The organism is Micromonospora sp. U56, assembly GCF_018070095.1.
In the GTDB taxonomy this organism is placed as follows: Bacteria; Actinomycetota; Actinomycetes; order Mycobacteriales; family Micromonosporaceae; genus Micromonospora; species Micromonospora purpureochromogenes.
The window spans coordinates 40845-66800 of sequence record NZ_JAGPYL010000021.1 but is presented as its reverse complement, the minus strand read 5'-3'; the positions used below and the strand labels follow the sequence as shown (position 1 = coordinate 66800).

Annotated in this window: 29 protein-coding genes; 15 read left to right on the top strand and 14 right to left on the bottom strand. The window is 72.6% G+C overall.

Features of this window, described 5'->3' with window-relative positions:
- The coding region (locus KBX37_RS10755) for an NAD(P)-dependent oxidoreductase (protein ID WP_210775750.1) at positions 1-983 on the bottom strand (983 nt) is incomplete at its 3' end.
- A gap of 325 nt (positions 984-1308) precedes the next feature.
- Here KBX37_RS10755 and KBX37_RS10750 point away from each other — a divergent pair.
- Positions 1309-2589, top strand: a complete 1281-nt coding sequence (locus KBX37_RS10750) for a molybdopterin-dependent oxidoreductase (protein ID WP_247657566.1) — start codon at positions 1309-1311, stop codon at positions 2587-2589.
- Positions 2582-3025, top strand: coding sequence for a hypothetical protein (locus tag KBX37_RS10745; RefSeq protein ID WP_210775748.1), 444 nt, complete (start codon positions 2582-2584; stop codon positions 3023-3025). Before KBX37_RS10750 ends, KBX37_RS10745 begins: the two co-directional genes overlap by 8 nt.
- 37 nt (positions 3026-3062) lie before the next feature.
- Here the strand turns inward: KBX37_RS10745 and KBX37_RS10740 are convergent, their stop codons facing one another.
- Positions 3063-3296, bottom strand: a complete 234-nt coding sequence (locus KBX37_RS10740; protein ID WP_210775747.1) for a hypothetical protein — start codon at positions 3294-3296, stop codon at positions 3063-3065.
- A 302-nt stretch (positions 3297-3598) separates the two neighbouring features.
- Between KBX37_RS10740 and KBX37_RS10735 the strand changes: the two genes are divergently transcribed.
- From KBX37_RS10735 to KBX37_RS10725, 3 genes are read left to right on the top strand one after another with little or no spacing between them, the layout of a single operon-like run.
- The gene (locus KBX37_RS10735) at positions 3599-4165 is read left to right on the top strand and encodes a hypothetical protein (protein WP_210775746.1); all 567 of its coding nucleotides are present in this window, start codon (positions 3599-3601) and stop codon (positions 4163-4165) included.
- Positions 4162-4572 (top strand): phage holin family protein, encoded by a 411-nt coding sequence (locus KBX37_RS10730; protein WP_210775745.1) that lies wholly within the window; start codon positions 4162-4164, stop codon positions 4570-4572. The genes KBX37_RS10735 and KBX37_RS10730 overlap by 4 nt, the downstream gene beginning before the upstream one ends.
- 17 nt (positions 4573-4589) lie before the next feature.
- Positions 4590-5255 (top strand): DUF3618 domain-containing protein, encoded by a 666-nt coding sequence (locus tag KBX37_RS10725; RefSeq protein ID WP_210775744.1) that lies wholly within the window; start codon positions 4590-4592, stop codon positions 5253-5255.
- An 18-nt stretch (positions 5256-5273) separates the two neighbouring features.
- Here KBX37_RS10725 and KBX37_RS10720 read toward each other — a convergent pair whose 3' ends face one another.
- Both KBX37_RS10720 and KBX37_RS10715 read right to left on the bottom strand, forming a co-directional pair.
- Entirely contained in the window at positions 5274-5768 is a 495-nt protein-coding gene (locus KBX37_RS10720) for a cupin domain-containing protein (protein WP_210775743.1), read from the bottom strand.
- Between the two features lie 295 nt (positions 5769-6063).
- Complete coding sequence (locus KBX37_RS10715) at positions 6064-7155, bottom strand: NYN domain-containing protein (RefSeq protein WP_210775742.1); 1092 nt, start codon at positions 7153-7155, stop codon at positions 6064-6066.
- 262 nt (positions 7156-7417) lie between these two features.
- On the opposite strand from KBX37_RS10715, the gene KBX37_RS10710 reads away from it, so the two are divergent.
- A complete protein-coding gene (locus KBX37_RS10710) occupies positions 7418-7651 on the top strand; it encodes a hypothetical protein (RefSeq protein ID WP_247657550.1) in 234 nt (77 codons plus the stop codon).
- A 124-nt stretch (positions 7652-7775) separates the two neighbouring features.
- Here the strand turns inward: KBX37_RS10710 and KBX37_RS10705 are convergent, their stop codons facing one another.
- Positions 7776-8249: a molybdenum cofactor biosysynthesis protein gene (locus tag KBX37_RS10705; protein WP_210775740.1), complete on the bottom strand. Its 474-nt coding sequence runs from the start codon at positions 8247-8249 to the stop codon at positions 7776-7778.
- Positions 8250-8354: 105 nt separating this feature from the next.
- Between KBX37_RS10705 and KBX37_RS10700 the strand changes: the two genes are divergently transcribed.
- The 5 genes from KBX37_RS10700 to KBX37_RS10680 all read left to right on the top strand — a co-directional run bounded on the left by KBX37_RS10700 (position 8355) and on the right by KBX37_RS10680 (position 11634).
- Entirely contained in the window at positions 8355-8819 is a 465-nt protein-coding gene (locus KBX37_RS10700; RefSeq protein ID WP_210775739.1) for a trehalase-like domain-containing protein, read from the top strand.
- On the top strand, positions 8756-9583 hold the full coding sequence (locus KBX37_RS34390; protein WP_247657549.1) for a TetR/AcrR family transcriptional regulator: 828 nt from the start codon (positions 8756-8758) through the stop codon (positions 9581-9583). Before KBX37_RS10700 ends, KBX37_RS34390 begins: the two co-directional genes overlap by 64 nt.
- Positions 9584-9798: 215 nt before the next feature.
- Entirely contained in the window at positions 9799-10227 is a 429-nt protein-coding gene (locus KBX37_RS10690) for a hypothetical protein (protein ID WP_210775738.1), read from the top strand.
- Between the two features lie 138 nt (positions 10228-10365).
- The gene (locus tag KBX37_RS10685; RefSeq protein ID WP_210775737.1) at positions 10366-10536 is read left to right on the top strand and encodes a hypothetical protein; all 171 of its coding nucleotides are present in this window, start codon (positions 10366-10368) and stop codon (positions 10534-10536) included.
- 84 nt (positions 10537-10620) lie between these two features.
- On the top strand, positions 10621-11634 hold the full coding sequence (locus KBX37_RS10680; RefSeq protein WP_210775736.1) for a radical SAM protein: 1014 nt from the start codon (positions 10621-10623) through the stop codon (positions 11632-11634).
- Between the two features lie 43 nt (positions 11635-11677).
- Here KBX37_RS10680 and KBX37_RS10675 read toward each other — a convergent pair whose 3' ends face one another.
- On the bottom strand, positions 11678-12130 hold the full coding sequence (locus tag KBX37_RS10675; RefSeq protein WP_210775735.1) for a DUF6098 family protein: 453 nt from the start codon (positions 12128-12130) through the stop codon (positions 11678-11680).
- A 320-nt stretch (positions 12131-12450) separates the two neighbouring features.
- On the opposite strand from KBX37_RS10675, the gene KBX37_RS10670 reads away from it, so the two are divergent.
- A complete protein-coding gene (locus KBX37_RS10670; protein ID WP_210775734.1) occupies positions 12451-13737 on the top strand; it encodes an erythromycin esterase family protein in 1287 nt (428 codons plus the stop codon).
- A 53-nt stretch (positions 13738-13790) separates the two neighbouring features.
- Here KBX37_RS10670 and KBX37_RS10665 read toward each other — a convergent pair whose 3' ends face one another.
- The 6 genes from KBX37_RS10665 to KBX37_RS10640 form a co-directional block, all read right to left on the bottom strand.
- Entirely contained in the window at positions 13791-14531 is a 741-nt protein-coding gene (locus tag KBX37_RS10665; RefSeq protein ID WP_210775733.1) for a hypothetical protein, read from the bottom strand.
- Positions 14532-14685: 154 nt separating this feature from the next.
- Entirely contained in the window at positions 14686-15828 is a 1143-nt protein-coding gene (locus KBX37_RS10660; RefSeq protein ID WP_210775732.1) for a glycoside hydrolase family 26 protein, read from the bottom strand.
- Positions 15829-15947: 119 nt separating this feature from the next.
- The gene (locus tag KBX37_RS10655) at positions 15948-17105 is read right to left on the bottom strand and encodes a glycoside hydrolase family 26 protein (protein WP_210775731.1); all 1158 of its coding nucleotides are present in this window, start codon (positions 17103-17105) and stop codon (positions 15948-15950) included.
- The gene (locus KBX37_RS10650; RefSeq protein WP_247657548.1) at positions 17093-18826 is read right to left on the bottom strand and encodes a glycosyltransferase family 2 protein; all 1734 of its coding nucleotides are present in this window, start codon (positions 18824-18826) and stop codon (positions 17093-17095) included. The genes KBX37_RS10655 and KBX37_RS10650 overlap by 13 nt, the downstream gene beginning before the upstream one ends.
- 286 nt (positions 18827-19112) lie before the next feature.
- Complete coding sequence (locus KBX37_RS10645) at positions 19113-20279, bottom strand: glycosyltransferase family 39 protein (RefSeq protein WP_210775729.1); 1167 nt, start codon at positions 20277-20279, stop codon at positions 19113-19115.
- Positions 20280-20582: 303 nt separating this feature from the next.
- A complete protein-coding gene (locus tag KBX37_RS10640) occupies positions 20583-21095 on the bottom strand; it encodes a MarR family winged helix-turn-helix transcriptional regulator (protein ID WP_210775728.1) in 513 nt (170 codons plus the stop codon).
- 112 nt (positions 21096-21207) lie between these two features.
- Between KBX37_RS10640 and KBX37_RS10635 the strand changes: the two genes are divergently transcribed.
- From KBX37_RS10635 to KBX37_RS10625, 3 genes are read left to right on the top strand one after another with little or no spacing between them, the layout of a single operon-like run.
- Positions 21208-22257, top strand: coding sequence for an LLM class flavin-dependent oxidoreductase (locus tag KBX37_RS10635; RefSeq protein ID WP_210775727.1), 1050 nt, complete (start codon positions 21208-21210; stop codon positions 22255-22257).
- A complete protein-coding gene (locus KBX37_RS10630) occupies positions 22250-23281 on the top strand; it encodes an LLM class flavin-dependent oxidoreductase (protein ID WP_210775726.1) in 1032 nt (343 codons plus the stop codon). Before KBX37_RS10635 ends, KBX37_RS10630 begins: the two co-directional genes overlap by 8 nt.
- A 34-nt stretch (positions 23282-23315) precedes the next feature.
- A complete protein-coding gene (locus tag KBX37_RS10625; protein ID WP_210775725.1) occupies positions 23316-24029 on the top strand; it encodes an NADPH-dependent F420 reductase in 714 nt (237 codons plus the stop codon).
- Between the two features lie 160 nt (positions 24030-24189).
- Here the strand turns inward: KBX37_RS10625 and KBX37_RS10620 are convergent, their stop codons facing one another.
- Both KBX37_RS10620 and KBX37_RS10615 read right to left on the bottom strand, forming a co-directional pair.
- Positions 24190-24627, bottom strand: a complete 438-nt coding sequence (locus tag KBX37_RS10620; protein ID WP_210775724.1) for a hypothetical protein — start codon at positions 24625-24627, stop codon at positions 24190-24192.
- A 741-nt stretch (positions 24628-25368) separates the two neighbouring features.
- Positions 25369-25917 carry a hypothetical protein gene (locus KBX37_RS10615; protein WP_210775723.1) on the bottom strand — a complete coding sequence of 183 codons (549 nt, stop codon included), beginning with the start codon at positions 25915-25917 and terminating at the stop codon, positions 25369-25371.
- Positions 25918-25956 lie beyond the last annotated feature (39 nt).

Below are 25956 nucleotides of genomic sequence, written 5' to 3'. Positions count from 1 at the left end.
GTGTAGCCGAGCAGCTCGCGCGCGCGGGCCGGGTCGGCGACCACGTGCCGTACGTCGGCGGCGCGGGCGCCGCCGACCACCACCGGGGCCGGCCCGTCCATCGCGGCGGCCAGCGCGGCGGCGAGGTCGCCGACGGTGTGCGGCTCGCCGGAGCAGACGTTGAGCGGCACCAGGCCGTCCGGGGCGGGTGCGGTCAGCGCCAGCAGGTTCGCCCGCGCCACGTCGGTGACGTGCACGAAGTCGCGGCGCTGCCGGCCGGCCTCGTTCACCCGGGGCGGCCGGCCGTCCGCCAGCGCCGAGCGGAAGATCGAGGCGACCCCGGCGTACGGGGTGTCGCGGGGCATCCGGGGACCGTAGACGTTGTGGTAGCGCAGCGCCCACACCCCGCCCCCGGTCTGCCGGGCCCAGGCGGCGGCGAGGTGCTCCTGCGCCAGCTTGCTGGCCGCGTACGTGCTGCGCGGCTCCAGCGGGGCGTCCTCGGGTACCAGCAGGGCGGCGAGGGCGCCGCCGCAGTCGGGGCAGGTGGGGTCGTACCGGCCGGCGGCCAGGTCGGCGGCGCGGCGCGGGGCGGGCCGGACGACGCCGTGCCGGGCGCAACCGTAGCGCCCCTCGCCGTAGACCACCATGGAGCTGGCCAGCACCAGCCGGGACACGCCGGCCCGGTGCATCGCGGCGAGCAGCACCGCCGTGCCGTAGTCGTTGTGGCTGGCGTAGTCGGGGGCGTCGGACGGGTCCAGCCCGTGCCCGACCATCGCCGCCTGGTGGCACACCGCGTCCACCCCGGCCAGCAGGTCGTCGAGCAGCCCCGGGTCCCGCACGTCGCCGATCACCGGGTCGTGCCGGCGCGACCACTCCGGAAGCGCGCCGCCGTGCGCCTGCGGCAGCAACGCGTCCAGGCACACGACCTGGTGCCCCTCGGCGACGAGCAGGTCCGCGACCTGCGATCCGATGAACCCGGCCGCGCCGGTGACCAGTACCCGCATTCCCGTCACGCTAGGTCAGGGCGGCGGCCCGGCGGGCCGGTTCGGGCCGGACGTCAGCACTCCGTAAGGAACCGGCGGTAAGCCTTCGGTAATGCGGCAAAGCGGGCCGCCGGGCGGGGTCGCCGTCTAGCGTCCAGCACGAGGGCCACCGCGCCCGAGCAGTCCCGCCGCAGGAGGTCCCGTGCCCGCCGACCCGCCGCCACCGCCCGGCGACCGGACGCCCGGACGCGCCGGGCCGGGCCGGGCGACCGACCGGTCCGGGCCGCGAGCCGCCGGGACGTCCGCCGGCGCCACCGACACCCACGGGTACGCCTACCCGGCGCGGCTGTGGCGGGCGCTGGACCGGCACCGTCCGCCCGGCGTCGACGCCACCGCCGACGCCTGGCGCAGCCCGGTACGCGGCCCGTGGTTGACCTCGGTGTTCGGGGCGGTCCTGCTCGCCGCCCTGCCGCTGGTGATCGTCACCGGGCTGCTGGACTGGATCGCCTACGGCCCCCGGCTCGGCCAGGCGTTCCCCCGCGACGTGAGCTGGCTGCATCCGCCCGTCTTCGACTGGCCCACCCGGCCGGCCTGGTTGTTCCGGCTCACCCAGGGCCTGCACGTGACGCTCGGCATCGTGCTGGTCCCGGTGGTGCTGGGCAAGCTCTGGTCGGTGGTGCCGAAGCTCTTCGACTGGCCGCCGGCCCGTTCGATGGCCCAGGTGCTGGAACGGCTGTCGCTGCTGCTGCTGGTCGGCGGGATCCTCTTCGAGACGGCCACCGGCCTGCTCAACATCCAGTACGCGTACCTGTTCGGGTTCGACTTCTACACCGCGCACTGGTACGGCGCCTGGGTCTTCACCGCCGCCCTGGTCACCCACGTGGCGATCAAGCTGCCCCGGATGGTCACGGCGCTACGCGGGCCGGGCTTCGCGCGTACCCCGGTGGAGCGGACCGGGCCGGAGCCGGCGGATCCGGACGGCCTGGTGTCCCGGCGGCCCGGCCCGGCGACGATGAGCCGGCGCGGGGTGCTGGCCCTGGCCGGCGGCGGCGCGCTGCTGCTGGCAGCGCTGACCGTCGGGCAGAGCCTGGACGGGGTGCTGCGCCGCACCGCGCTGCTGCTGCCCCGGGGTCGGCAGCCCGGCGACGGGCCGAACGGCTTCCCGGTCAACCGCAGCGCCGCGGCGGCCGGCATCCAGCCCGCCGACACCGGCGCCGGCTGGCGACTGACCGTGCGCGGCGGCGGGCGCAGCGTCGAGCTGGACCGGGACCGCCTGCTCGCGATGGCGCAGCACACGGCGGACCTGCCGATCGCCTGCGTGGAGGGCTGGTCCACGGCGCAGACCTGGACCGGGGTGCGGCTGCGCGACCTCGCCGCGCTGGTCGGCGCGCCGGAGGCGGCCACGGCGTCGGTCCGGTCGCTGGAGCGGGCCGGCCTGTTCCGCCAGGCCCGGTTGCAGGCCAACCAGGTCCGCGACCCCGACTCGCTGCTCGCCCTGCGGGTGAACGGGGTGGACCTCTCCGCCGACCACGGCTATCCGGCGCGGATCATCGTGCCGGCGCTGCCGGGCGTGCACTGCACCAAGTGGGTCCGGGAGATCGCCTTCGAGGGGCGCGCCGATGGCTAGGTTCCGGCGGGCCTACGGCGCCGCGCCCTGGCACCTGCTGCTCCTGCTCGGCTGCTTCGCGGTGACCGGCTGGATCGCGCTGCGGCTGGCCGGGGAGGGGTCCGCGGTGCGGATGCTGCTCTGGTTCCTCGGCGCGGTGATCGCCCACGACCTGCTGCTGTTCCCGGTCTACGCGCTGGCCGATCGGGCGCTGTGGGCCGGAGCGGGCCGTCGGGGCGGCCCGTCGGCGGTGAACCACGTCCGGGTGCCCGCGCTCGCCGCCGGACTGCTCCTGCTCATCTACCTGCCCGGCGTCCTCGGCCTCGGCGACGGCACGTACACCGCGGCGACCGGCCTGACCCCCCGGCCGCTGCTGACCCGCTGGCTGGCGGTCAGCGGGGCGCTCTTCGCCGCCAGCGCGGCGCTGTACGCGCTGCGCCGGCGGCGACACCGCTGAGCCGGGGGGACGCCGTCGGACGGCTGGCCGCCCGAAGTCAGCGCTTGGGCGACAACGGGTTGTCCATGCGGCCGCCGGCGGGGGTCATGACCTCCGGGGACGGGGTGGTGGCTTCGCCGCCGGAGCCCACCCAGTCGCCACCGGCGCCCTTGCGCCGCCGCAGCGCCGCGGCACCGGCCGCCCCGGCGGTGAGGACGACCGCCGCCAGCGGCCACCAGTTCCGGCGGTGCATCCGCGCCGCCCGCCTCTTCTGCAACATCGTCATTCTCATGCGTCCATTGTCCAAATCCGTGGGGGCGTCGGCGGCGAAATCGGCACCTACACCCGTTCGGTTGGCGGGTGCCAGGTCGGCGCGGACGGCCGTCCCGGACCGGCACGGCCGGCGGCCGGCGGCCGGCGGCCGGGTGGAGGTATACACCGGGCGGCCACGGGTAACCGGCGTTCCCGTTCCTGCCCGAAGGGCGGGCCCCGACGAAGGGAGATCGCATGACGACGGGTCGGGAATCACCTCCTGTATCCGGTGACGGATCGCGCGGCGGCAAGGTCGGACAAATCCGGCAGGAGGCCGGCCGCATGGGCCAGGAGACGGCGCAGGCCGGCGGACACACCGCCCGGCAGGCGATGGAACAGGGCCGGCAGGTCGCCTCGGAGGGCCGCCAGCAGGCCCGCAACCTGCTCGGCGAGGCCTCCGCGCAGGCCCGGACGCAGGCCGAGGAGCAGCAGCGGCGGGCCGCCGACAGCCTGCGCACGCTGGGTACGCAACTGCGGTCCATGGCCGAGGGCGCCGACCAGAGCGGCATGGCCGTCGACGTCGTCCGCAGGGGCGCGGACGCCGCACAGCAGGCCGCGGGTTGGCTGGACGAGCGCGAACCCGGCGCCCTGGTGCGCGAGGTACGCGACTACGCCAGCCGGCACCCCGGGGCCTTCCTCGCCGGAGCCGCGATCGCTGGGCTGCTCGCCGGACGGTTGGGGCGCGCCCTCACCGGCGGCCAGGACGGCCAGGGCGGTGGCGGTGAGGGCGGCAGGTTCGCCGGCGAGGGCCCGCCGGCGGCGGCCCAGACGCCGTTGAACGTGCCGGCGAGTCCGGGGATGACCGCGCCGGTCCGCCATGGTCCGATGGGCCATGAGGTGGGCCCATGAGCGCATCGCCCATGGGCCCGGGCGGGGGTTCGGGCAAGACCCAGGCCTCCATCGGTGAGCTGCTCGCCGACGCCACCCGCAACTTCTCCTACCTCCTGCGCAAGGAGGTGGAGCTCGCCAAGGCCGAGGTGCGGGAGGAGGTACGCAGCCTCGGCATGGTGGCAGGCCTGTTCGCCGCCGCGGCGATCGCGGCGCTGCTGACTCTGGTGTTCCTGTCCCACGCCCTGTGGTGGGCGCTGTCCAACGTCATGGACCAGGGCTGGGCCGCGTTGATCGTCGCCATCATCTGGGCGGTGATCGGCGCCGTGCTCGCCTCCCGGGCGCGCAAGCAGCTACGCACGGTGAAAGCCGTACCGCGTACCAAGCAGACCGCGCAGGAGATTCCGGACGCGGTCAGAGGCCGCTGAAACCGAAGGGAGACGTCATGTCCACCGATCCGGACCGGATCCGGTACGACATCGAGGCAGCCAGAGCGGAGTTGAGCAGTGACGTCGACGCGTTGACCGACCGGGTCAACCCGCGTCGGATCGCGGCCGCGCCGGTGAACCGGGCCCGTGGCCGGCTCAGCCGTATGGTCGACGCGATCATGGGCAACGCCAGGCACGCGCGGGACGTGGCCAGCCAGCAGGCGTCCGGCGTGACGCAGCGGGCCTCGGCCACCACGCATCGGCTGTCCGACACCACGCAACACCTGACCGGTACGGCGCAGCAGGGCGCCGCCACCGCCGGCGATCGGGCGCGGGGCCTCACCCACGCCTCGCGGGAACGTGCCGAGGGCAATCCGCTCGCCGCGGGCCTCATCGCCTTCGGCGTGGGCGCGCTCGCCTCGTCGCTCCTGCCGCCCAGCCGCAAGGAGCGGGAGCTGGCCGAGCGCGCCAAGCACCAGGCCATGGAACACTCGGACCAGTTCAAGCAGCAGGCCAGCGGCATGATGCACGGCGTGCAGGACAACCTGCGCGAACCCGTCCAACAGGCGACCGAGCAGGTCAGGTCCACCGCGGCCCAGGGCGTGGCCTCGGTCCGCGACACGGGCGTCGGGGAGGCGCAGCACATCCGCGAGGACGCGCGGGAGGCGCCACGCAGGTGGTGAGACGGCGCGGTGGAGACCTCAGTCCCGGTCGGCGGGGTCCACCCGGTACTGGTCGTGGCGGGCCCACAGGTCGACCCACTCGTCGTCGCTGAGGGTCCGTCCCGACGCGCCGATCTCCGCGAGCTCCCGGAAGTACGCCTCGCGGGGCGCGCCGGGGGCGAACAGGACCAGCATCGCGGCGGGGTCGGCGGTCTCGTTGCGGTAGCCGTGCGCCCGGCCCTCCGGCACGTGCAGGAAGTCGCCCGGTCGGCCCGTCACCCACCGGCGGCCGTCGTAGAGCCGGATGGTCCCGGCGGTGACGTAGAAGGACTCGGAGAAGGTCCGGTGCAGGTGGGTGTCGGTGCCGCCGGTGTGCGGCGGCAGCCGCCACTCGAACAGGCCGAACCTGCCCTGGGTGAGCCGGCCGGGGGCGACGAACCGGGCGACGCTGCCCGAGCCGAGCGTCACTTCCTCGGCGTCGGTGGCGGGGTGGAACCCGGGGACGGCCGCGGTCGCGTCGGCGAGGTGCGTCATGGCTGCTCCGTGGGTCGGTGGGGCCGTCGCCGGTCGGGCGCGACCGGGCGGCCGCCGGTCGGGCCGGGTCGGTGAGGACGCCACCGGGTGCGGACGCACCACCGGTCGCCCTCACCGAGGACGGTACGGCCGTCAGTGGCCCGTTGTTCAGGTCCAATACGCCGGCCTGGCGCTGGGCCATCGGGGCGGGATGCCTCGATCCGGTGACCCGCGGCGGTGTCGGTGCCGGCGGCCCGGCGTGCCGGCCGCCTCGACGAGGACGATCGGTGCGGCTGGCCTCCGATGGGCGGCCGGGTCAGGAAGCCTGCGGGGTGAGCAGGTAGTCGTCGGCCTCGGCGTTCCACTTCAGATGGACCACACCGCTGGTGGCGGCCGCCTTGCAGAACTGGAGGAAGCTGCGGTAGCCGAGCTTCTTCTCGCTGAAGTCGGGCCGCGCCCGCCGGAGCTGGTTCTTCAGGCCGGACAGCGCCGCCGCGCCGTCGGCGCCGGCCAGGTCCTGGACCACGGCGCGCAGCAGCCCGAACGCCTCTTCCCGGTCGCCGTGCTCGGGCAGGGAGACCTCCGGGTCGCCCTTGGCCGGGCCCTCCGCCAGCTCGACGACGTTCTGCTTGGCGAGGTGGCGCAGGAGTTCGCCGAAGGTGCGGAACCCGTAGTCGGACTCGGTGAAGGTCGGGTCCTTGCGCAGCAGGGTGCGCTTCAACGTCGACGCGGTCACCTCGCCGCCGGAGCTGCCCTGGAGTCCGGCCACCGTCTGGGCCACCAGGCCCGCGAGGGTGTCCACGTCGCGGACCGGTTCCTCGACAACCGCCTGGGGCTCGGGTTCCTGCTCGAGGCGTTCCTGCTCCACCTGCTGCGGTTCGGGGCTGGGCACCCGCGCCGGACGGGCCCGCCGGGCCCGGGTCGGCGGGATGTCGACCCCCTCCAGCCGGTCGTAGTAGAGGAACTCGTCGCAGGCCGGCGGCAGCAGCGCGGAGGTGGACTTCTCCACCCCGACGCCGATCACCCGCTTGTTGAGCTCGCGGAGCTTGTGGACCAGCGGAGTGAAGTCGCTGTCGCCGGTGCAGATCACGAACGTCGAGATGTACTCGCGCTCGAAGGCCAGCTCCACCGCGTCGACCGCCATCTTGATGTCGGCGGCGTTCTTGCGGGAGGCGCCCATGCGCTGGGGTATCTCGATCAGCTCGACGTGCGACCGGGTGAGCATCCGACGGTCCTCGTCGAAGTACGACCAGTCCGCGTACGCCCGCCGCACGACCACCCGGCCCCGCTCGGCTAGGGCGTCGGCGATGGGGCGGAAGTCGAAGGCCATGCCGCCGCGGTGGTCGCGCGCCCCCAGCGCGAGGTTCTCGTAGTCGAGGAACAGGGCGATCCGGTCTTCGTGATCCACGCAGGTCAGCCTACGCCCGGGGCCGGCCGGACGCCGCCGACGTCGCCCGGCGCGCCCGGCGGACCGCGCCGACCGTCTCGCCGGAGGTGGCGACCGCCCGCCGGTCCGGGCCGCCCCGCAGCGCCTGGCGCGGGCGGGCCGCAACGAGCCAGGCCGGTCAGCGGCCATCAGCCGCTCGTACTGGGAATGGGACTCATCGGCGGTGGGATTGGCGGCCCGAATGTCCGAGAATCGTTCACAGCAGTACGGAGATCGGAGACCGATGCCCGATCCACACGAGCCGGCGAGCCCGTCGTGGCGGTGCCGCGACTGCGGGCGCGAGTGGCCCTGCCCCAGCCGCCGGCAGATCCTGCTCGACGAGTACCGGCAGCAGTCGACCAACCTGCGGGTGTACCTCGCCACCTGCCTGACCTCGGCCACCCAGGACCTCGCGGCCAACCCGGCCGACCTGTGCGACCGCTTCCTCGGCTGGGTACCGCACCGGGTGCCGTCCTGAGCGGACCCGCCCCGGCCCGGTGGCCGGGCGACGGCGCCGCGCGGGTGAGCGGGTGAGCGGGTGAGCGGGTGAGCGGGTGACGCGACCGGGGCGAGCCGCCTGGCTCGCCCCGGTCGCGGTGTCGCTAGCGCTCGACCGCGACGTCCACCGGACCGACGCGCAGGGTGCCGTCGTTCAGCGGCGTGCAACGCACGCCGCCCCGGCGCCGCAGCGCCCGCCACCCGCCGGGGCCGATCGTGACGTCCATCCAGGCGCACGGGTTGGCCGGCCGGTTGACCCGCAGCCGGACCGGGCCGTCCCCCGAGTCGAGGACGAGCACCGATCCGACCAGCTCGTCCACCGCGATGCCGGTGGTCAGGATGTTGCGCCGGACCTGCACCAGGTCCACGCCCGGCGGCAGCGACTCCTGCGCGATCACGGTCACGCTCGCCGCGCGGTGCGCCGGCCGGCCGAAGTACCGGTCGCCGACGATGCCCAGCTCGGCCCGGAGCCGGACCTCGGTCACCAGCTCGCCGGGCGGGGCGGGCAGCGGGCCGTCGGCGGGCCGCCCCACGTAGCGGTGTACCGGCGAGGCCAGCAACTGGACGATGCGCGGCACAGCGGGATTCTACGGGGCCGACGGCGCCCGCCGGGCCCACTCGGGCGAGCGGGGACGACGATGACGACCGGGACTGCCTGCCTGCCGGTCGGGTAATGCGGCCGGGTGAGCGTCACAGAGATCGCCGACCACGGGCTGCTCGCTGACGGCCAGAGTGCCGCGCTGGTGGACCGGGACGGCTCGGTGAACTGGTGGTGCCCCGGGCGCTTCGACGGCCCGGCGGTGTTCGGGCGCCTGCTCGACCATGACGCCGGGCACTGGTCGCTCCGCCCCGAGGGCGACTTCACCAGCGAACGGGCGTATGTGACCGATTCGCTGGTGCTGCGTACCGTCTTCACCACGGCGACCGGCGCCGTGGCGGTGACCGACGGGTTGGCCCTGGAGCCGGGCGCGCGCGGCCACCGGGTCGGCCGGCACTCGCCGCGCGTACTGGCCCGGGTGGTGCAGGGCTCTCCGGCCAGGTGCGGCTCCGCTCGCAGTTCCGGCCCCGGTTCGAGTACGGCCGGGTGGTCCCGCGCCTGGACCGGCAGGGCGGCGAGGTCGTGGCCACCGCCGGCGCGACGCGCCTGATCCTGCGCGCCGACACACCGCAGTCCGTCGGCACCGGCGAGGCGTCGGCCACGTTCACCGTCCGGGCGGGCGAACGCCGGAGCTTCACCGTCGGCTACAGGCCTGCCTACGCCGCGGACGCACCGGTACGACTCGACGCCGCGCAGGCGGTCGACGACGCGGTCGCCGGCTGGCGGTCCTGGATCCAGCTGCACGACTACCAGGGCCTGTACCGGGACGAGGTGCGCCGCAGCGCGCTGGTCCTGGCGGCCATGACGTCGGGCATCAACAAGCCCAGCCTCTACGCCGCCTACGGCAGCAAGGAGGAACTCTTCCGCAAGGTCGTGGCCCGGTACGCCGAGCGGGACATGGCGTACGCGCGCGACGCGCTCGCCCAGCCGACCGCGTACGGGGTGGTGGCCACCCTGCTGCGCGACAACGTGCTCGCGCTGACCCGCTCCGACTGCCCGGCCGGGTGCCTGTCGATCCAGGGCGGCACCGCCGGTGGCACCGGCAGCGCCCCGGTCGCCGAGTTCCTCGCCGCCAGCCGGCTGACCGGGGAACGCGCCCTCGCCGACCGCCTCGCCCGCGCGGTGGCCGAGGGCGACCTGCCGCCGGACGCGGACCCGGCGGCGCTGGCCCGGTTCGTCGCGGTGGTCACCGAGGGGCACGCCGTGCACGCCGCGGCCGGCGTCGCCCGCGCCGACCTCGAGCAATCGGCCGAGATCGCGCTGGCCGGTTTCGCGGCGGCGGCCGGCATCGGAGCGCCCAGCCCCGCGCGCTGAGCCGCCGCGACGTCCGCGGCCCGGCGGGCCTTCACCGGACCGGCCACCGCCGGGGTTCGACCGCGCCGGCGCTACCCCACGCCGGTCCGCCCGGCCGCAACGGTGGCGCGAACCGGGCGGGTACGCCGGGGTGTCCGCGCTCATCGGCTGCTGCCATCCGGGCGCTGTGGTGCGACGATGACATCGACGGCATTCTGGCCGAGCGGAGGACTGTCGTGGCAGACGGAAACGACCCGGCGGTGAACCGGAGGCGTCGGCTGGGCCGGAGCGCCCTCCCGCACCTCCTGGCGATGGTGATCTTCGGGCTGCTCGCCTGGTCCGGGGGCAGCATGCTGCGCCAGGGGGTGGACGGGCTCGCCGTGCCCTCGCTGATGATCGGGGCCGCCGGAGCCGTCGGCGCCCTGCTGATGGCGGCGGGACGCCCGTCCCGGCGCGCCGGCCGGAGCGGACCCGACCCCCACCAGCTCGTCCGGGTGGCGATGGTGCTGGTGGCCGTCACCGCCCTGGTGACCGGCACGGCCCTCGCCCCGGACGGGATGGACCGGGGCTTCGTCATCTCCGTGGACGCGGTCCTCGCCGGCGCGCTCGCCTCGTACGCCCTGCTGGCCGGCGAGCAGCGCCGTCCGGCCCGGCTGCCGGGCTGAGCGAGCCGCACCGACGAAACCGCTCCCCCGCCGGGCCCACCGCCGGGCCCGCCGACCGGCACGTACCGGGCGGAAACCGGACCAACCAGCGGGCCGGCCGCGTAGCGTGGGCGACACGAGCGGCAGCAGGAGGGTGACGTGACGGAGCCGGAGGAAGACCGGGAGAAGACCGGCAAGACCGACCGGGTGCTCTACTCCCCTGACGGGGATCCCCACCACACCTTGGCGCAGGCGCCCCAGCCCGACGAGCACCTTCCGGTGACCGTCACGCGCGACGACCGGACCGAGGTCATCGACGACGAACAGTGACCGGCTGACGCCGCCCGGCCGTCGGACCGCCGGGACCCGACGCGCGGCCGGGTTTCATCGGGTGGCGTCCGGGCATCAGGTGGCATGTCGACCGACATCGACGCTCCGCCGTTGCCGCCGCACCTCCAGTTGGAGGTCACCTCGGCGTGCAACCTGCGGTGCGTCATGTGTCTGGTCCGGTACCGGCCCCCGGTCAACAAGCTCGCCGGGGCCATGCGGCCGGAGCTGTTCCACCGCCTGCTGGCCGAGCTACCCGCGCTGAACCGGCTGACGCTGCAGGGTCTGGGCGAGCCGCTGCTGTCGCCGTACCTGATGGAGATGGTGCGGGCGGCGGTCGCCCGCGGGATCACCGTCGGGTTCAACACCAACGCCACCCTGCTCACCCGTGGCCGCGCGGAGGAGTTGGTGGACAGCGGGGTCGACTGGCTGCACGTCTCCCTCGACGGGGCCGGCCCGGGCGTCTACGAGGCGGTCCGCGAGGGGGCCGACTTCGCCCGCGTGGTGGCGAACCTCGCCGGGCTGGTGCACGCCAAAGCGGCTGCGGGCAGCGTCACCCCGTGGATCCGGGTGGTGTTCGTGGCGATGCGGGACAACGTCACCGAACTGCCGGACCTGGTGCGTCTGCTGGCCCGCATCGGGGTGGACGAGCTGCACGTGCAGAACCTCTCGCACAACTTCTCCGATGCCGACCCCGCTGGCGGGTACGACGGCATCCGGCAGTTCACCGCGGATCAGGCACTGTGGACCGGGACGGACGCGGACCGCGCCGCGACCGCCTTCCACGAGGCGGGCGAGGCGGCGCGGGAGCACGGGGTGCGACTGCGCCTGCCGCGCCCCGGCGTCCCGGCCGACGCCGGCCCACCCTCGGGCCGGGGCTGTTCCTGGCCCTGGGAGGCGGCCTACATCACCAGCACCGGCGTGGTGCAGCCGTGCTGCATGGTGATGGGCGACGACCGGATGTCCCTGGGACGGTTGACCGAGCAGAGCTTCCCACAGATCTGGTACGGCGAGCGCTACCGCGTGTTCCGGCACCGCCTCCTCGGCGGCGAGCCGCCCGAGGTGTGCCGGGGTTGCTCGCTGTACCGGCGCGCCTTCTGACCCCGTGGGGGCCGCCGGCGGGTACCGGCGGGACGCTCACCGGTCAGTCCGCCCGGTGCAGCGGACCCCACTCGTGCGACGCCTGCTCCTCCACCGCCCGGTGGGCCTGGCTGAGGGCCGCCTCGCTGACCCAGGCCAGCGGCCGCTGGCAGATCACCAGGGGTTCGTTGTCGGGCCCCCGGCCGATCTGCTCGCCCAGCAGCACCCACGGACGTACGCCGGGACCACGCAGGTCCCGCAGGTGGCAGTAGTCGTACAGCCGGCGGGCGATCCACAGCCGCAGGGAACGGTCACCCCACCACGACTCCACGGCGAGCGGGTTGGCGGACAGGCCCGGCAGCTCCGTCCCGGTCAGCGCGTCCCGGCTGGACTGGCTGGCCTGCCGTTCGTCGGTCAGGTCCGCCTGCGGTCCCCGGGACCACCGCACGTACAGCGACTCGTCCGCGGCTTTCTGCACCAGGGTGACGAGCTGATCCAGGTCGTCGACGACCCACATGCCCACTTCGTTGTGTGCCTTGCTCACCCCGTCCATGTGCCCTGCCGGCCCCCTGACCATTCCTCCTGATTCCGGGCCTTTTGGGGGTCGGGCCGGCGCACCCGCACGTCTCCGGGCGGTCGACAGGTCCCCGCCCGCCGGCGACGGCAGCCGGCGCACGACGGCAGCCGGTACGCATGCGCCCAGCCGGTGCGGGTAGGCACGGGTCGACGTGTCCGTGACGGCGGCGCGGCACCGCAGGTCCTGCGGGGCGCCCGCCGATACGGCCCGAGCGCCTGCCGGGTCGTCACGGGCCGGATCCGAGGCGGCGGGAGTGCGCGATGGGACGCTACGACGACGAGGTGACCGGGCTCGCGGCGCCGCTGACCGACCCGGGCGACCTGGACGTGCTGCTGGACCGCGTCGGTGCCGCCCGGGTGGTGATGCTGGGCGAGGCAACCCACGGCACGCACGAGTTCTACACCTGGCGGGCCGCGATCACGCGACGGCTCATCGAGGAGAAGGGCTTCTCGTTCGTCGCCGTGGAGGGCGACTGGCCCGACTGTGACCGGGTCGACCGCAGCGTACGGTGCCGCAGCAACGCGCCGGCTGATCCGCGCGCAGCCCTCGCGGCGTTCGAGCGGTGGCCGACCTGGATGTGGGCCAACGAGGAGGTCGTCGACTTCACCCGCTGGCTGCGAACCCACAACGCCCAGCTGGACGCGACGGCGCGGGTCGGCTTCCACGGCCTGGACGTGTACTCGCTGTGGGAGTCGCTGCACGAGATCCTCGTCTACCTGCGCGAGCACGACCCGGAACAGGTGCCGGCGGCCCTTGCCGCCTACCGCTGTTTCCAGCCGTACGACGAGGACCCGCAGCAGTACGCGCTGGCGACCCGGCTGGTGCCGAACAGCTGCGAGAACGAGGTCGTCGATCTGCTCGCCGCGCTGCGCGAGCGGGCCGCCACCGACGGCGCGGGCCGGTTCGGGGCGTGGCAGAACGCCGAGGTGGTCGCCGGCGCCGAGCGCTACTACCGGGCGATGGTGCGGGGCGGCCGCGAGTCGTGGAACGTCCGTGACCGGCACATGGACGACACCCTCGACCGGCTGCTCACGCACTACGGACCGGGCGCGAAGGCGGTCGTCTGGGCACACAACACCCACGTGGGTAACGCCCGGGCCACCGACATGGTCGAGGCGGGCGAGGTCAACATCGGCCAGCTGGCCCGCGAGCGGCACGGCGTCGACCAGGTCGTCCTGGTCGGCTTCGCCACCCATCGGGGGACCGTGGTGGCCGGCGACGCCTGGGGCGCGCCGATGCGGGTGATGACGATGCCGCCGGGCCGGCGACACTCGCTGGAGGACGCGCTGCACGCCACCGCGCCGGCGGAGGCGCTCTTCGTCTTTCCCCGGGACGGCCGTCCCGACCTGCTCACCGACGAACTCGACCATCGGGCGGTCGGGGTGGTCTACCACCCGGAACAGGAGAGCTGGGGCAACTACGTCGCCACGGTGCTCGGCGACCGCTACGACGCCCTCTGCTGGGTCGACGAGTCCCAGGCCGTCCGGCCGCTGCACATCCGGCCCGCCAGCCTCGCCGAGCCCGAGAGCTACCCCTCGGGCGTCTGAGCACACCGGCCAGCGGCTCGGCCGGGTCGGGGCGTCCGGTGGGCGGGGCGGGACTATCGGACGGCGACGGTGATCTTGTCGAAGTCGGGTGCCGGCGAGTCCGGGTTGAACATCTTCACCGTGTTGGGCCCGGGTCGGAACGGCACCGTCACGACCATGGTGCCGACGCTGCTCCACCCGCCCGTCCCCGGGAAGGTCAGCGTGATCGGGGCCGCGCCGTTCACGCTGATCCGTCCCACGCGGGGGGCCTCGCCGTTGACGTACGCGATGGTCACGGTGGCCGACCCGCCGGTGCGGGCGGTCAGGCCGTTGAACTGCAGCGTTCCCATGTCGCGCCCGATGTTGCCCACCTTCTTCCCGCCGGAGCAGCCGGGACAGTCGTAGATCCTGATGTTGTCCAGGCCGTTCTCCGCCGACTCGGCCTCGTAGGACCGCACCACCACCGGCGGTGCCGCCGGAGCGGCGGGTGGGCGGGTGGCCGGCGGGCGCGTGGTCGGAGGTGCCGTCGACGGCGCGGCGGGTCGGGTCGCCACCGATCCGACGCGCACCTCCCCGCCGCCCCCGGCCGAGGTGGCCGTCGCCGGGTCCGGCGTCGGGAAGGCCGGATCAAGGCCGGTCGCCGGGCCGGCCGGGACGGGACGGTCCGCCGCCCGCGACCCCCCGAGGCCCAGATCCATGTTCACCGCCGCCAGCGTCAGCACGATGATCAGGTAGCCGACGCCCACCACGGCCAGCAGGCGGACCGGGCCGATCCGCCACATGCCGTGCGGACCGGATCCGTGACGTGGACTCACTCCCGAGGCTCCCCTCCGCGCGCCGAGTGGTGCGCCCGGCAGCGGAGACGACCCGGAGCCGGGTGTGACAGGTGCCACAGGATTGTAGGGGGCCGATCAACTTCTGGCCCGCCGACAGGTGCGTCCCGCGGGCAGCGTCCGGTCCGCGCGCCGCCTACTCCTCGATCTGGGTACGCGGCAGCATGGTCGGCGACCAGTCGAAGTCGTACCGGGGGGCGGCGACCGCCCGGGCGAAGGCCTTGGCGGCGGCCGGAGAACTGGCGATCCTCCAGTCCACCTCCTTGTTCGCCTCGAACCAGATCAGGCCGATGATGTCCCGGTGGCGGGGCAGCAGCTGGAAGGTCTGCTTGATCCACTCGGCCTTGCGCCCATTGCCGTCCGAGGCGGCGGTCTCGGTGATGACCAACGGCTTGTCGGTGAAGGTGCGGATCTCCTTGATCGTCTGGTTGAAGATCGCGTCGAAGGACCGGTACGTCGAGAGCGCCCCGGTGCCGTAGTACCCCGAGAGTCCGACCCAGTCGACGTAGTCGTCGCCCGGGTAGAGCGTGGAGAGTTTCGGGGTGGAGTCGTCCCACCTGACGTTCGGGCTCCACGTCCAGATGACGTTCTTGACCCCGACCGCTTCGAACACGTCGTGGACGTGACGCCAGGCCTTCACGAAGTCGCCCGGCCGGTTGCCGTTGACCGTCTCGCACCACGGGTACCAGTCGCCGTTCATCTCGTGGCCGAACCGGATGGCCACCGGGTAATCGAGTGACTTGATGCCCTGCGCCCAGGACCGCAGGTACGTGTCGAAGCTCCCCCGCGCGATGCGGGACAACCGGTAGTGGGGTTGGTCGGAGCGGACCCTGTCGATCTTGCGGGCGCTGAAGCCCTTCTTGCGGGCCGCCTGGTCCAGGCGGTAGTCCCACGGTTCCCAGGCCAGCATCGGCAGCATGCCCCGGTCACGGATCCGGTCGAAGAGCGCCCGGTCGAATGTGTCGGACGCCCACCCCGAGCTGAAGAGCAAGACCTGCGGCTCGCGCTTCGCGGCCGCCGTGAACCTGTTCACCGCGGTGAAGTCGTGCGGGCCCTCATGTGTCATGACACCGATGAACGCCTTGCCGGCCGGCGGGAAGAGTTCCGCAGCCGGTCGGGGCGGCGCGCTCGGTGCCGCCGCACCTGGCTCGGCCTTCGCAATCCGACCGGACGGGTCGTCCTCCGCCCCGGACATGGTGGTCGGTGCGATGGCGAACGCATAGGTCAGCAGCAGCGCGCCGATCAGCACCATCAGGACCCGCGGAACGGTCAACCTCATCGTTGCAGAACCCCCTCAGCCGCCACCCGCAACCTCGGCGGGGCGTTCCTCGCTGTCGGCGCAAGCGACCGCTCGGCCATGTCGTCAACCCGGGGACGAGGCAGGGTAGTACGGAACATCTAGTCCTCGAGTTTCGTGCGCAGGAGCATGTCTGGCGACCAGGTGACCTGGTAGCGAGGGTCGGCGACCCCCTTGGCGAAGGCTTTTGCCACGGCCGGTGAGCTGACGATGCGCCAGTCCACCTCCTTGTTCACTTCGAACCAGATGACGCCGATGATGTCCTTGTAGCGGGGCAGCAGCCGGAATGTCTGCGTGATCCACTCGGCCTTGCGCGCGTAGGCGTCGGAGGCACCGGTCTCGGTGATGACCAGCGGTTTGCTGCTGAAGGCGCGAATCTCCTTGATGATCCTGTCGAAGATCACGTCGAAGGGCCGGTAGTCCGAGGTGAACACAGTGGTGTAGTAGCCGGAGATGCCCACCCAGTCGACGTAGGCATCGCCCGGGTAGAACGTGGAGAGTTTCGGGGGCGAATCGTCCCAGATGTTGTTCGGGCTCCACACCCACGTGACGTTGGTGACCCCGGCGGCCCGGAACAGATCATGTACGTGGCGCCACGCCTTGACGTAGTCGCCCGGTCGGTTGCCGTTGACCATCTCGCACCACGGGTACCAGTGGCCGTTCATCTCATGGGCGAACCGGATGGCGACCGGGTAGCCGAGTGACTTGATCCCTTCGGCCCAGGACCGCAGGTAGCTGTCGAAGTCCCCGCGCGCTATGTGGGACAACCGGTACCGGGTTTGCTCGTTCCGTAACCTGTCGACCTCGCGGGTCGGGAGCCCCTTCTTGATGGCCGCTTCGCCCAATCGGTAGTCCCACGGTTCCCAGCCCAGCATTGGCAGCATGCCGCGGTCTTTGATCCGGTCGAAGGGCGTCCGGTCGAATGCGTCGGATGCCCATCCGGAGCCGAAGAGCATGACCTGCGGCTGGCGCTTCGCGGCCGCCGTGAACCTGCTCACCCCGGTGAAGTCGTGCGGGCCCTCATGTGTCATGACACCGATGAACGTCTTACCGGACGGAGGGAAGATTTTCCGGTCCGGTCCGAGCGACGAGCCTGGTTCGGCCGTCGCCAGGGCGCTTGGTCCGGCCGCGGCAACCCGGTCGGACGGCGCCTCCTTCCGGCCCTCGGCCGTGGTCTTTGACGCCATGGCGACGGCGTAGGCCAGCAGCAGCGCGGCGATCAACACCATCATGACCCGCGGGACGGTCAGCTTGGCCATGGCAAACCCCCGTTCGCCGCCACCCGCGACTTCGGCGGTCGGCGCTCCTCATTGCCGGCGCGCGCGGCTTGCTCGGCCGTGTCGTCGGGCTGCTTCCCGCGGGCCGTGATGTTCGACAGGAGCGCGATCAGCGGCGGACCGAGACCTGTCAGGAGGGTCAGGATCGGCCAGACGTGGAGCATGGTGAAGCTGGTGTTCAGTACGAAACTCGCGCCGAGCAGGGCAGCGGCGAAAGCCGCCCAGCAGAAGTGCAGCCGGAAGGTGCCGAGCGACTCGGTGGTGCGCAGCTTTCCCTTGGCCGTCACCACGAACCCGAGCTTCCGCCGAAGCAGCGCACTGACACCGGCGGCCACGTAGATGGGACCGGCGAACAGCGCCAGCGCCATGCCGACCAGGCCGATCTCCTCCCGTTCGTGGGGAGCGATGTTGAAGCGGCGGAGCCAGAGCCACAGCAGGAACCAGGTGCCCATGCTCGAGCCCCACAGCACCGACCACACGGTGACGTCGAGTTGGGCCGCGCCCACACCGGTGAGCAGGTACATGGCCGTGGCGAGGTTGCCCAGCAACAGGCTGACGGCGACACTCGGGTAGTAGAACTGGAGCAGGCGGTACTGCCAGCGGCGCCGCCCACGGAGTTCGCGCGGTGCGCGCAGCTCGGGGCGGATGAGAATCTCGCAGATGCCGGCCGCCCACCGCTTCTGCTGGTTGAAGTAGTCCGCCCACGACGTCGGGCCTTCCCCGATGGCCACCACGTCCGGGGTGTAGACGCCCTTCCACCGGTTGCCGGTCTGCCGGTTGACGGCGGCGTGGACCCGGATGCTGGTCAGATGGTCCTCGATGATCGAGTCCTGGTAGCCCCCGATGCTCCGCCAGGCCGCCGGTCGGTAGAGGTGGCCGGTGCCGGTGAGCAGCGGCGCGTCCAGCCCGTTCCCGCCCCGCGCGATGAGCCCGTTGTAGAGGTACTGCTGCACCGACGCGCCGTGCGCGACCCAGTTCTGGTGCATGTTGCCGTAGACCTGGGGCGTCACCACGAAGGCGACGTCCGGATCGCGGAAGTAGCCGAGGGTCCGTTCGAGGAAGCCCGGCAACGGGACGTGGTCCGGGTCGACGTTGGCGACCACGTCGTAGCAGTGCTCGTACTCCGCCCGCCAGGCGTTGTGGTTGCCCGACTTCGTCCGGGCCCGGAACTCGCCGCTCGGCTGGTTGTACTCCGGACGGCCCTTTCGGCTGAAGTGCCGCACCCCGAGCCGGGCGGCCATCTCCTTCACCGCCGGGTCGTTTCCCTCGTCGAGGATCCAGACGTCGACCTGGCCGCAGTACACGATCTGCGTCATCCTCCGCAGGGTCCGCTCGGCGACGTCGATCGGCTCCTTGCTGGGCACGATCGTGGTGAGCAGGGCCACCCGCAGGCCGACCGGCGGATCGACCGGGATCGGATCCTTGGCGTGGTACGCAAAAACCCAGATCACCACGTTCTGCGCGAGGCGGATCAGCTCCACGCCGACGACCACGCAGAAGCCGAGCCGGGCCGCCATCGTCTGCCAGCTCCCGATCCCGGTCACGCCCGGCCCCGGCACGTGTGCCGGGAGCAACAGCCAGCCGATGAACAGCACACCGGCCGCGCTGTTGACGAGGACGAACAGGGTGAGGATCAGCCGTGACGCCGGCGAGACGGCGTGGCGGAACTCGACCGCCGCCTCCGGGTGCCGCGGCGCGACCAACGGCCCGGCCGTCGTGCCGCACGACGCGTAGGCACGACGCGCTCTGACGTTGCGCTGTCGACGGTCGGGGGGCTGCTCCGACGAGGCCCGGGGCGAGGTGGCGGCCGGAGCGCCCGAGGTGACCTCCCCCGCGACGTGAGACAGCCGGGTATCGCTGGCGATCCCCACATTGCCCCCAAAGGACTCTGCCCGACACGAACTCGACCGGAGCTGATGCTATTCGGGCAATCTGCTCAAAGGGTGCATGTTGCTCAAATGGTCATGAGCCTTGTTCCGCCGGCCGTTCTCATTCACCGTCGGAGGCCGGGCGAGCCCCGTGCGGCGTCTCGCCGCCGACGGGCCGGGTCCACAGTTGAATGGTCCTCGCGATGTCGCCGGTCACCTGCTCGAGTCCCTCCGGCGCCGGCCGGCCCAGTTGTGCCGGCGCACCGAGCACCGCGATCGCCACCAGGGCGACCGCCCACCACCGGGCACGCACCCGGGCCAGGGCGACCGCGCCGAGCGTCGCCCACGCCGGAAGCGTGAAGAGCAGCACCTCCGGCCCCCAGATCGGCGTCGCCTGCGCGACGAGCAGCAACCCCAGCGGCGGTACCACCGCCCACGCGGTGTAGACGGCGGCGGAGCGCCGCAACGGAAGGCTGAACAGCGCCAACCCGAGCAGTACGATCCCCAGGGCGGTGACGCCGAACAGTTCCCGGGGGGTCGCGGCCAACACGTCCGGGGTGAGCTTTGATCCCCGCGCGATCGGCGCGCCCGGTGGCCTGCCGAACAGTCCCAGCGCGGCGGCCGCGGGTAGCGCACCCAGGAGCGCCACCGCCGACCAACGGCCGGCCACGCCGCGCCGGAAGGCGAACACGGTCCAGCCGTGCCCGGCCAGCAACAGCAGCGCGAGACCGTGGGAGAGGCCCAGCAGCAGCACCGCGGCGCCGTAGCCGGCGAAGCGGCCGAACGTCGGCCGGTCGATGGCCAGCACGAGCAGGAACGTGGCGAGCACGGCGGCGAACACCGTCAGCGCGTACGGCTGGACCTCCTGCGCGTACCGCGTCGACGTCGGCAGCAGCGCGAAGATCACTCCGGCCAGCAGGCCGACCCGTGGCGTGAACAGTCGGGCCGCCAACAGCCCGACGAGGGCCGCCGCGGCGGTGACGGCCACCATCGACACCGCCCGGACCCCCGGGCCCGGCGTGCCGAGGACCTCCGCCCACCAGCGCATCAGTGCTGAACCGGCGATGCCCCAGGCCGGGGCGTCCTCGGTGGGCGGGGCGGGCGCGCCGGCCCGGACGAGGCAGAGCGCGACCGTCACCAGTGCCGGTACCAGCCAGGCGGCGACCCGCCACCGGACGGGGTCGGTCGCCGGCTGAGGCGCCACGTCGTGGCCTTCGCCCCAGGGGTCCTCGACGTCGACCTCCGTCGACGCCAGCCGGGGCAGGACTATGGTGTCCGCGTCCTTCATCGTGTCTCACGCATTTCTGTCGGAACCGGCGGTCGAAGCCGTGGCAGGGGGCCGGCCCGAGGCGGCGCGAGGCCAGCGGTCCCGTGGCGTGGGCAGCACGCGGCGCAGGACCGGCCGGAGTCCTGGATCGAGTAGGAATGTCACCTGGAGCATAGGGAACACCGGCGGACACATAGCCCGTATGCGTCACAAGCACCGAATCGAGGATCAACCGCCGCTCAGCGGTCGTGAAGCTGATCGGGTCGCCGACTCAGCCGCAGGATGCCCTGGTCCCAGTCCCGCCAGCGCCACGAGAGTCCGGGCTCACCCGACGTTTCGCGGCGCCTGAGGAGTCTGGTGCGGGTCGAGGTGCGCGCGCAGCACTGCGGCGATCTCGCCCGCCGCGACGAGTTGATCCGGCGTGAGAGCGTCGACGAAGAGTTCGCGAATGGCGCGCAGGTGCGGAACCGTGGAGCGCCGGAACGCGTCGGCTCCGGCCGGCGTCAGCAGGACCTCCGCCCCACCCCGATCGGTTGCGCACTCCTGGCGGCGGATGAGCCCGCGCCGCTCCATCCGCCCCAGGTGGTGGGAGAGCCGGCTGCGCTCCCACCCGATGTGGGCCGCGAGTGCGGAGGAGCGCAGCTGCCGTTCCTGCGCCTCGGTGAGCGCGAGCAGCACGGCGTAGTCGCCCGGGGAGAGGGAAGACTCGGCCTGGAGGCGGGACGCGAGCTGGGACCTGAGCGCTTCCGCCGTCTCGATGTAGTCGCGCCAGGCCCGCAGCTCCGCCGCGCTCGGGAGCTGGCGTCCCTTCCGCCGGTCAGGTGTGGCTTTCGTCATCTTCCGCTCCTGGTTGACATGTCAATCCTGAGGCTAGCATGGTTGACGTGTCAATCGTCGAGGGCTTCCTGCGGCGAGATCGCCGCCAGGGAGCGAGCGTGAGGAGGAGACGATGACAGCTCAAGGCCTTGAACTGGGGCTCAACTCGTTCGGGGAGGTCGCCACCGACGGCGGCCGGGTCCTGAGCGACGCCGAGACGGTGCGGCTGCTCGTCGACGAGGCACGGCTCGCGGAGTCGGTCGGCCTCGACGTGTTCAGCGTGGGCGAGCACTACCGGGAGGGCCACAACGACTCGGCGACGCCGGTGCTGCTCGCGGCGATCGCGACGGCGACCGATCGGATCCGCCTCGGGACCTCGGTGACGGTGCTCAGCACCAACGACCCGGTCCGGCTCTACCACGAGTTCGCGACCCTGGACGCGGTGTCGAACGGCCGGGCCCAGCTGGTCCTCGGGCGGGCGTCGGCGACCGAGTCGTTTCCGCTGTTCGGCTACGACCTGGCGGACTACGAGCGCTTGTTCGAGGAGAAGCTCGACCTCTTCGTCCGGCTTCAGCGAGACGAAAAGGTCACCTGGTCGGGCACCGTACGCAGCCCGCTGGTCGAGCAGCGCCTGCATCCGCGGATGCCGGCGGGTGGCATCCCGACGTGGATCGGTGTCGGCGGGAGCCCGAACTCGGTGATCCGCGCCGCTCGCTACGGCCTTCCGCTCATGCACGCCATCATCGGCGGGCGCCCGCAGCGGTTCGCCGGCAACGTCGACCTCTACCTCCGGGCGCTCGAACAGTTCGGGCATCCGGTGCAGCCGATCGGGCAGCACTCGCTCGGCCTCGTCGCGGACACCGACGAGGAGGCCGTGGAGACCTGGTGGCGGTACTGGCAGCCGGTGGTGGCCCAGACCGCCGCGGAACGCGGCTTCTACAAGCCGGACCGCAAACGCTACGAGGCCGAGCTCGACACCGGCGCGCTCTTCGTCGGGTCACCCGAGACGGTCGCGCAGAAGATCGCCACCATGGCCCGTGACCTGCGGCTGAGCCGCTTCGACCTCAAGTACGACATCATGCACCTGCCCCGCGAGGCACGCGCGCGCACCATCGAACTGCTGGGCAGTGAGGTCGCGCCGCGGGTCCGGGAGCTGCTGGCGAAGGAGCCCACCCATGTCTGATCTCGAGTTCGGCCTCGACACCTTCGGCGACGTGCCAGAGGACGACTCCGGCAAGCTCGTCTCCTACGCCGCGGCGATCCGTCAGGTCGTCGACGAGGCGGTGCTGGCGGACGAACTGGGGGTCGACGTCATCGCCCTAGGCGAGCACCACCGGCCGGAGTACTCGGTGTCCACGCCCGAGACCGTGCTGGCCGGGATTGCCACGCGTACCTCGCGGATCCGGCTGGCCTCCGGGGTGACCGTGCTGAGTTCGGACGACCCGGTCCGGGTGTTCCAGCGCTTCGCCACGGTGGACGCGCTGTCGCACGGCCGGGCCGAGGTCATCCTCGGCCGCGGGTCGTTCACCGAGTCCTTCCCGCTGTTCGGCTACGACCTGCGCGACTACGACGTGCTCTTCGAGGAGAAGATCGAGCTGTTCGCGAAGCTGCTGGACGAAAAGCCGGTCACCTGGAGCGGCACCAAGCGTGCCCCGCTCGAGCGCGCCGACGTCTTCCCGAAGACCGAGTCGGGACGCCTCAACACCTGGGTGGGCGTCGGCGGCTCGCCGCAGTCGGTCGTGCGTACCGCCCGATACGGCCTACCGCTGATGCTCGCCATCATCGGCGGCGCTCCCGAGCGCTTCGCGCCCTACATCGACCTCTACCGCCGGGCCGCCGAGCAGTTGGGCACGACGGCGCACCCGGTCGGGATGCACTCGCCCGGCTTCATCGCCGACACCGACGAGGAGGCGAAGGAGCTGTACTGGCCGTACTACCGGGTCATGCGGGACCGGATCGGCGCGCTGCGCGGTTGGCCGCCGATCCGCCGCGCGGAGTTCGACGCCGAGGTGGAGCACGGTTCCCTCTACATCGGCTCCCCGGAGACCGTCGCCCGCCGGGTGGCTCGCGCGATCCGCAGTCTCGGCGTCGGCCGGTTCGACCTCATCTACACCGCCGGAGCGCAGCCGGTCAGCGCCCGGATGCGCGCGGTGGAGCTGTACGGCACCAAGGTGATCCCCATGGTCCGTGACATCCTGGCCAGTTGATCACAGACGCCCGATCGGAAAGCGGAAGGACGACATGAACGACAGCGCCCGGAGCGGGCCCCGGACGCTCGGCATCCTCGGTGCCGGCAAGGTGGGCACCGTGCTCGCTCGACTCGCTCTCGCCGCCGGTTACCGGGTGCTGATCGCGGGCTCCGGCGACCCGGAGAAGATCGCCCTCACCATCGAGGTGCTCACGCCCGGAGCGGTCGCCACCACCGCGGTCGACGCCGTGGCCGGCGCCGACATCGTCATTCTCGCCCTCCCGCTGGGCAAGTACCGGAGCATCCCCGCCGAGGCGCTGCGCGGCAAGCTCGTCGTCGACGCGATGAACTACTGGTGGGAGATCGACGGCATCCGTGCCGACCTCACCGACCCGCGCACCTCGTCGAGCGAGACCGTCCAGGCGTTCCTGTCCGGCTCCCGCGTCGTCAAGGCGTTCAACCACATGGGGTACCACGATCTCGAGGACGGGGCGCGGCCGAGCGGCACACCCGGCCGCAAGGCCATCGCCATCGCCGGCGACGACCGCGCTGATCTCGACGTCGTCGCGTCCCTGGTCGACCGGCTCGGTTTCGATCCGGTCGTCGCCGGCCCGCTCGCCGAGGGCGTGCGACTGGAACCGGGCAGCGAGTTGTTCGGCGCCAACGTGAGCGCCGACGAGGTGCGGGCCATGCTCGACCGCTTCGCGGAGTCGGAGCGCGGGCGGGTCGTCGCCCTGGCCCGGACGGCCACGCCGAAGGCGGGGTAAGCCTGGCGGAAGGCCGGCGGTGGTCAGGCAACCAGCCACGGAAGCGCCACCTCATTCCCCGTCGACAGGTCACACCGCTGGGCGGCTTCACCGCCCGGCAGCGCGCACGTGCCCGGGCCACGCTGGTCGCGCGGCCCGGGCCCTTGCTGCGCGGTCCGGGTCAGTCGACCGGCGGGGTGTACGTGTCGCAGACCCGGCCACGCTCCGCCCGGGTCACCGTGGTGCCGACGCACAGCCGGAGCCGTGGCTTGAAACCGCCCCACAGCAACTCGGCACGGGTCTGGGCGGTCGTCCTACCAGGAGCGCACAGCGCGGCAAAGGTCCGCCAGACGAGCTCGTCGGCCGGCCCGTTGGTGGCGATCTGGACCACGCCGCACCGCCCGGGAGCGTTGACCGCGAGCGTCCCGTTGACCGCCACCGGCGGTACCGGCTGCTCCGGGATGCTCATCATCATGTCGTAGCTGCCGTAGGCGCTGACCCCGGCGCTCTCCAGTGCGAAGTCGCTGTCGGCGGAGGCCGTGGCGGGTGACGCGCCGGCCGCGAGAGCGATACCGGCGACGACGACCGCACCGAGCATCTTGACACCGAGTGACGTCATTGTGCACTCCCTTTCGAAAGGGCCCACCGATCGGGCGGGCGAAATGGGCGGCGTCCACCGTGGTCGCGGGCCAGGGGTGAATGACACGACCACGATGACGGGACGCCGGACGGCGCCGGCCGATTGATGATTCGTCGGCGCCGGCCCTGATGAGATCGCATCGCGGATACGCCGTCAAGGAGGCCCGGACGGGTTCCGGCGGCGCGGCGAACGGCGCGACGGGTCCCTTTCGCTGTTCAGCGTCGACGCCGCCGACAAAAGCAGCGCCGACGGATGTGTCCTGCTTCACTTCGGCGCCGCTCCGCACGATTTCACGATTGTCGCAGCGAATTCTTCCCATCCACATATTCGCTGCCGGGCGACGCCGACGGCCGCCTCCCCGGCGGCGCACCGCAGGCGGCGAGCATCGAGCACCACTCAGCGGATCCCGGCGTCCCACCGTTGTCTCGCGCGGCACCGGTCGCACGTCCGACGCGGTCATGTCGCCAGCGCCGCTCGGCAAGTAAATGGCGAGGCCGCGGCTACGCCGAAATCACCGACAGACGAGCCGACCCGGCGAGTTCGGTGATGAAGGGAAATGCTCTCTCTTTATGCAGGGCGAAATAATGGCGATCGTTGAGCGGCAACTCCCACCGCTCAGCCTCCGGCAGCTCCCGAAGCCAGTACCCGCTTACCGCAGCGTCGAGATGTTCTCGACCTCGACCTAGATGGAGATGGGTTACGCACGGCCCGGTGAATTGGCTATCCCCGCCGTGCCCGTACGCCGTATGCGTCACCTCGGGGCAGCGGGCCGACGTCAGAGTTGCGGCCGGGGCGCAGCGCCGCGTGCCGCTGGCCGGGGCCGGCCCCGTCGCGGGCGGCGAGGATGTCCGCGACCGCTCCGGTGGCGAATCCGTAGATGGACTTGTGCAGGACGTCGACGGTGAGTTCGCCGCGTGGCCAGGTCTGCGGTGGCGCCCCCACGCCGGTGGCGTTCTCCAGAATCTGATCGTTGGTCAGCCGCACCACGGTGAACATCCCCGAGGCCCAGGCACCCCGCAGACCGGCCTGCGCCATGATGCTGCGCACCACGCCGACGAGCGCGCCCTGGCCGTAGTGCATCGCGAGGTTCCGCCACCGCGGCTGACGCGTCGGTGCCTCCGGCAGGCCGGTGAGCCGCGCCAGTACGCGGGCCGGCACATGGGAGTCGGGCCGCCCGGTCACCCGCTGCTCCAGCTTCTCCGCCGCGGTCATCACCGCCGCCCCCGCCAGTCCGGCCACCAGCCCCTGCCACACCGCGCGCTTGATCATGGCGAACCTCTACCCGCCGGTCGCGCCCCCACACCCGAT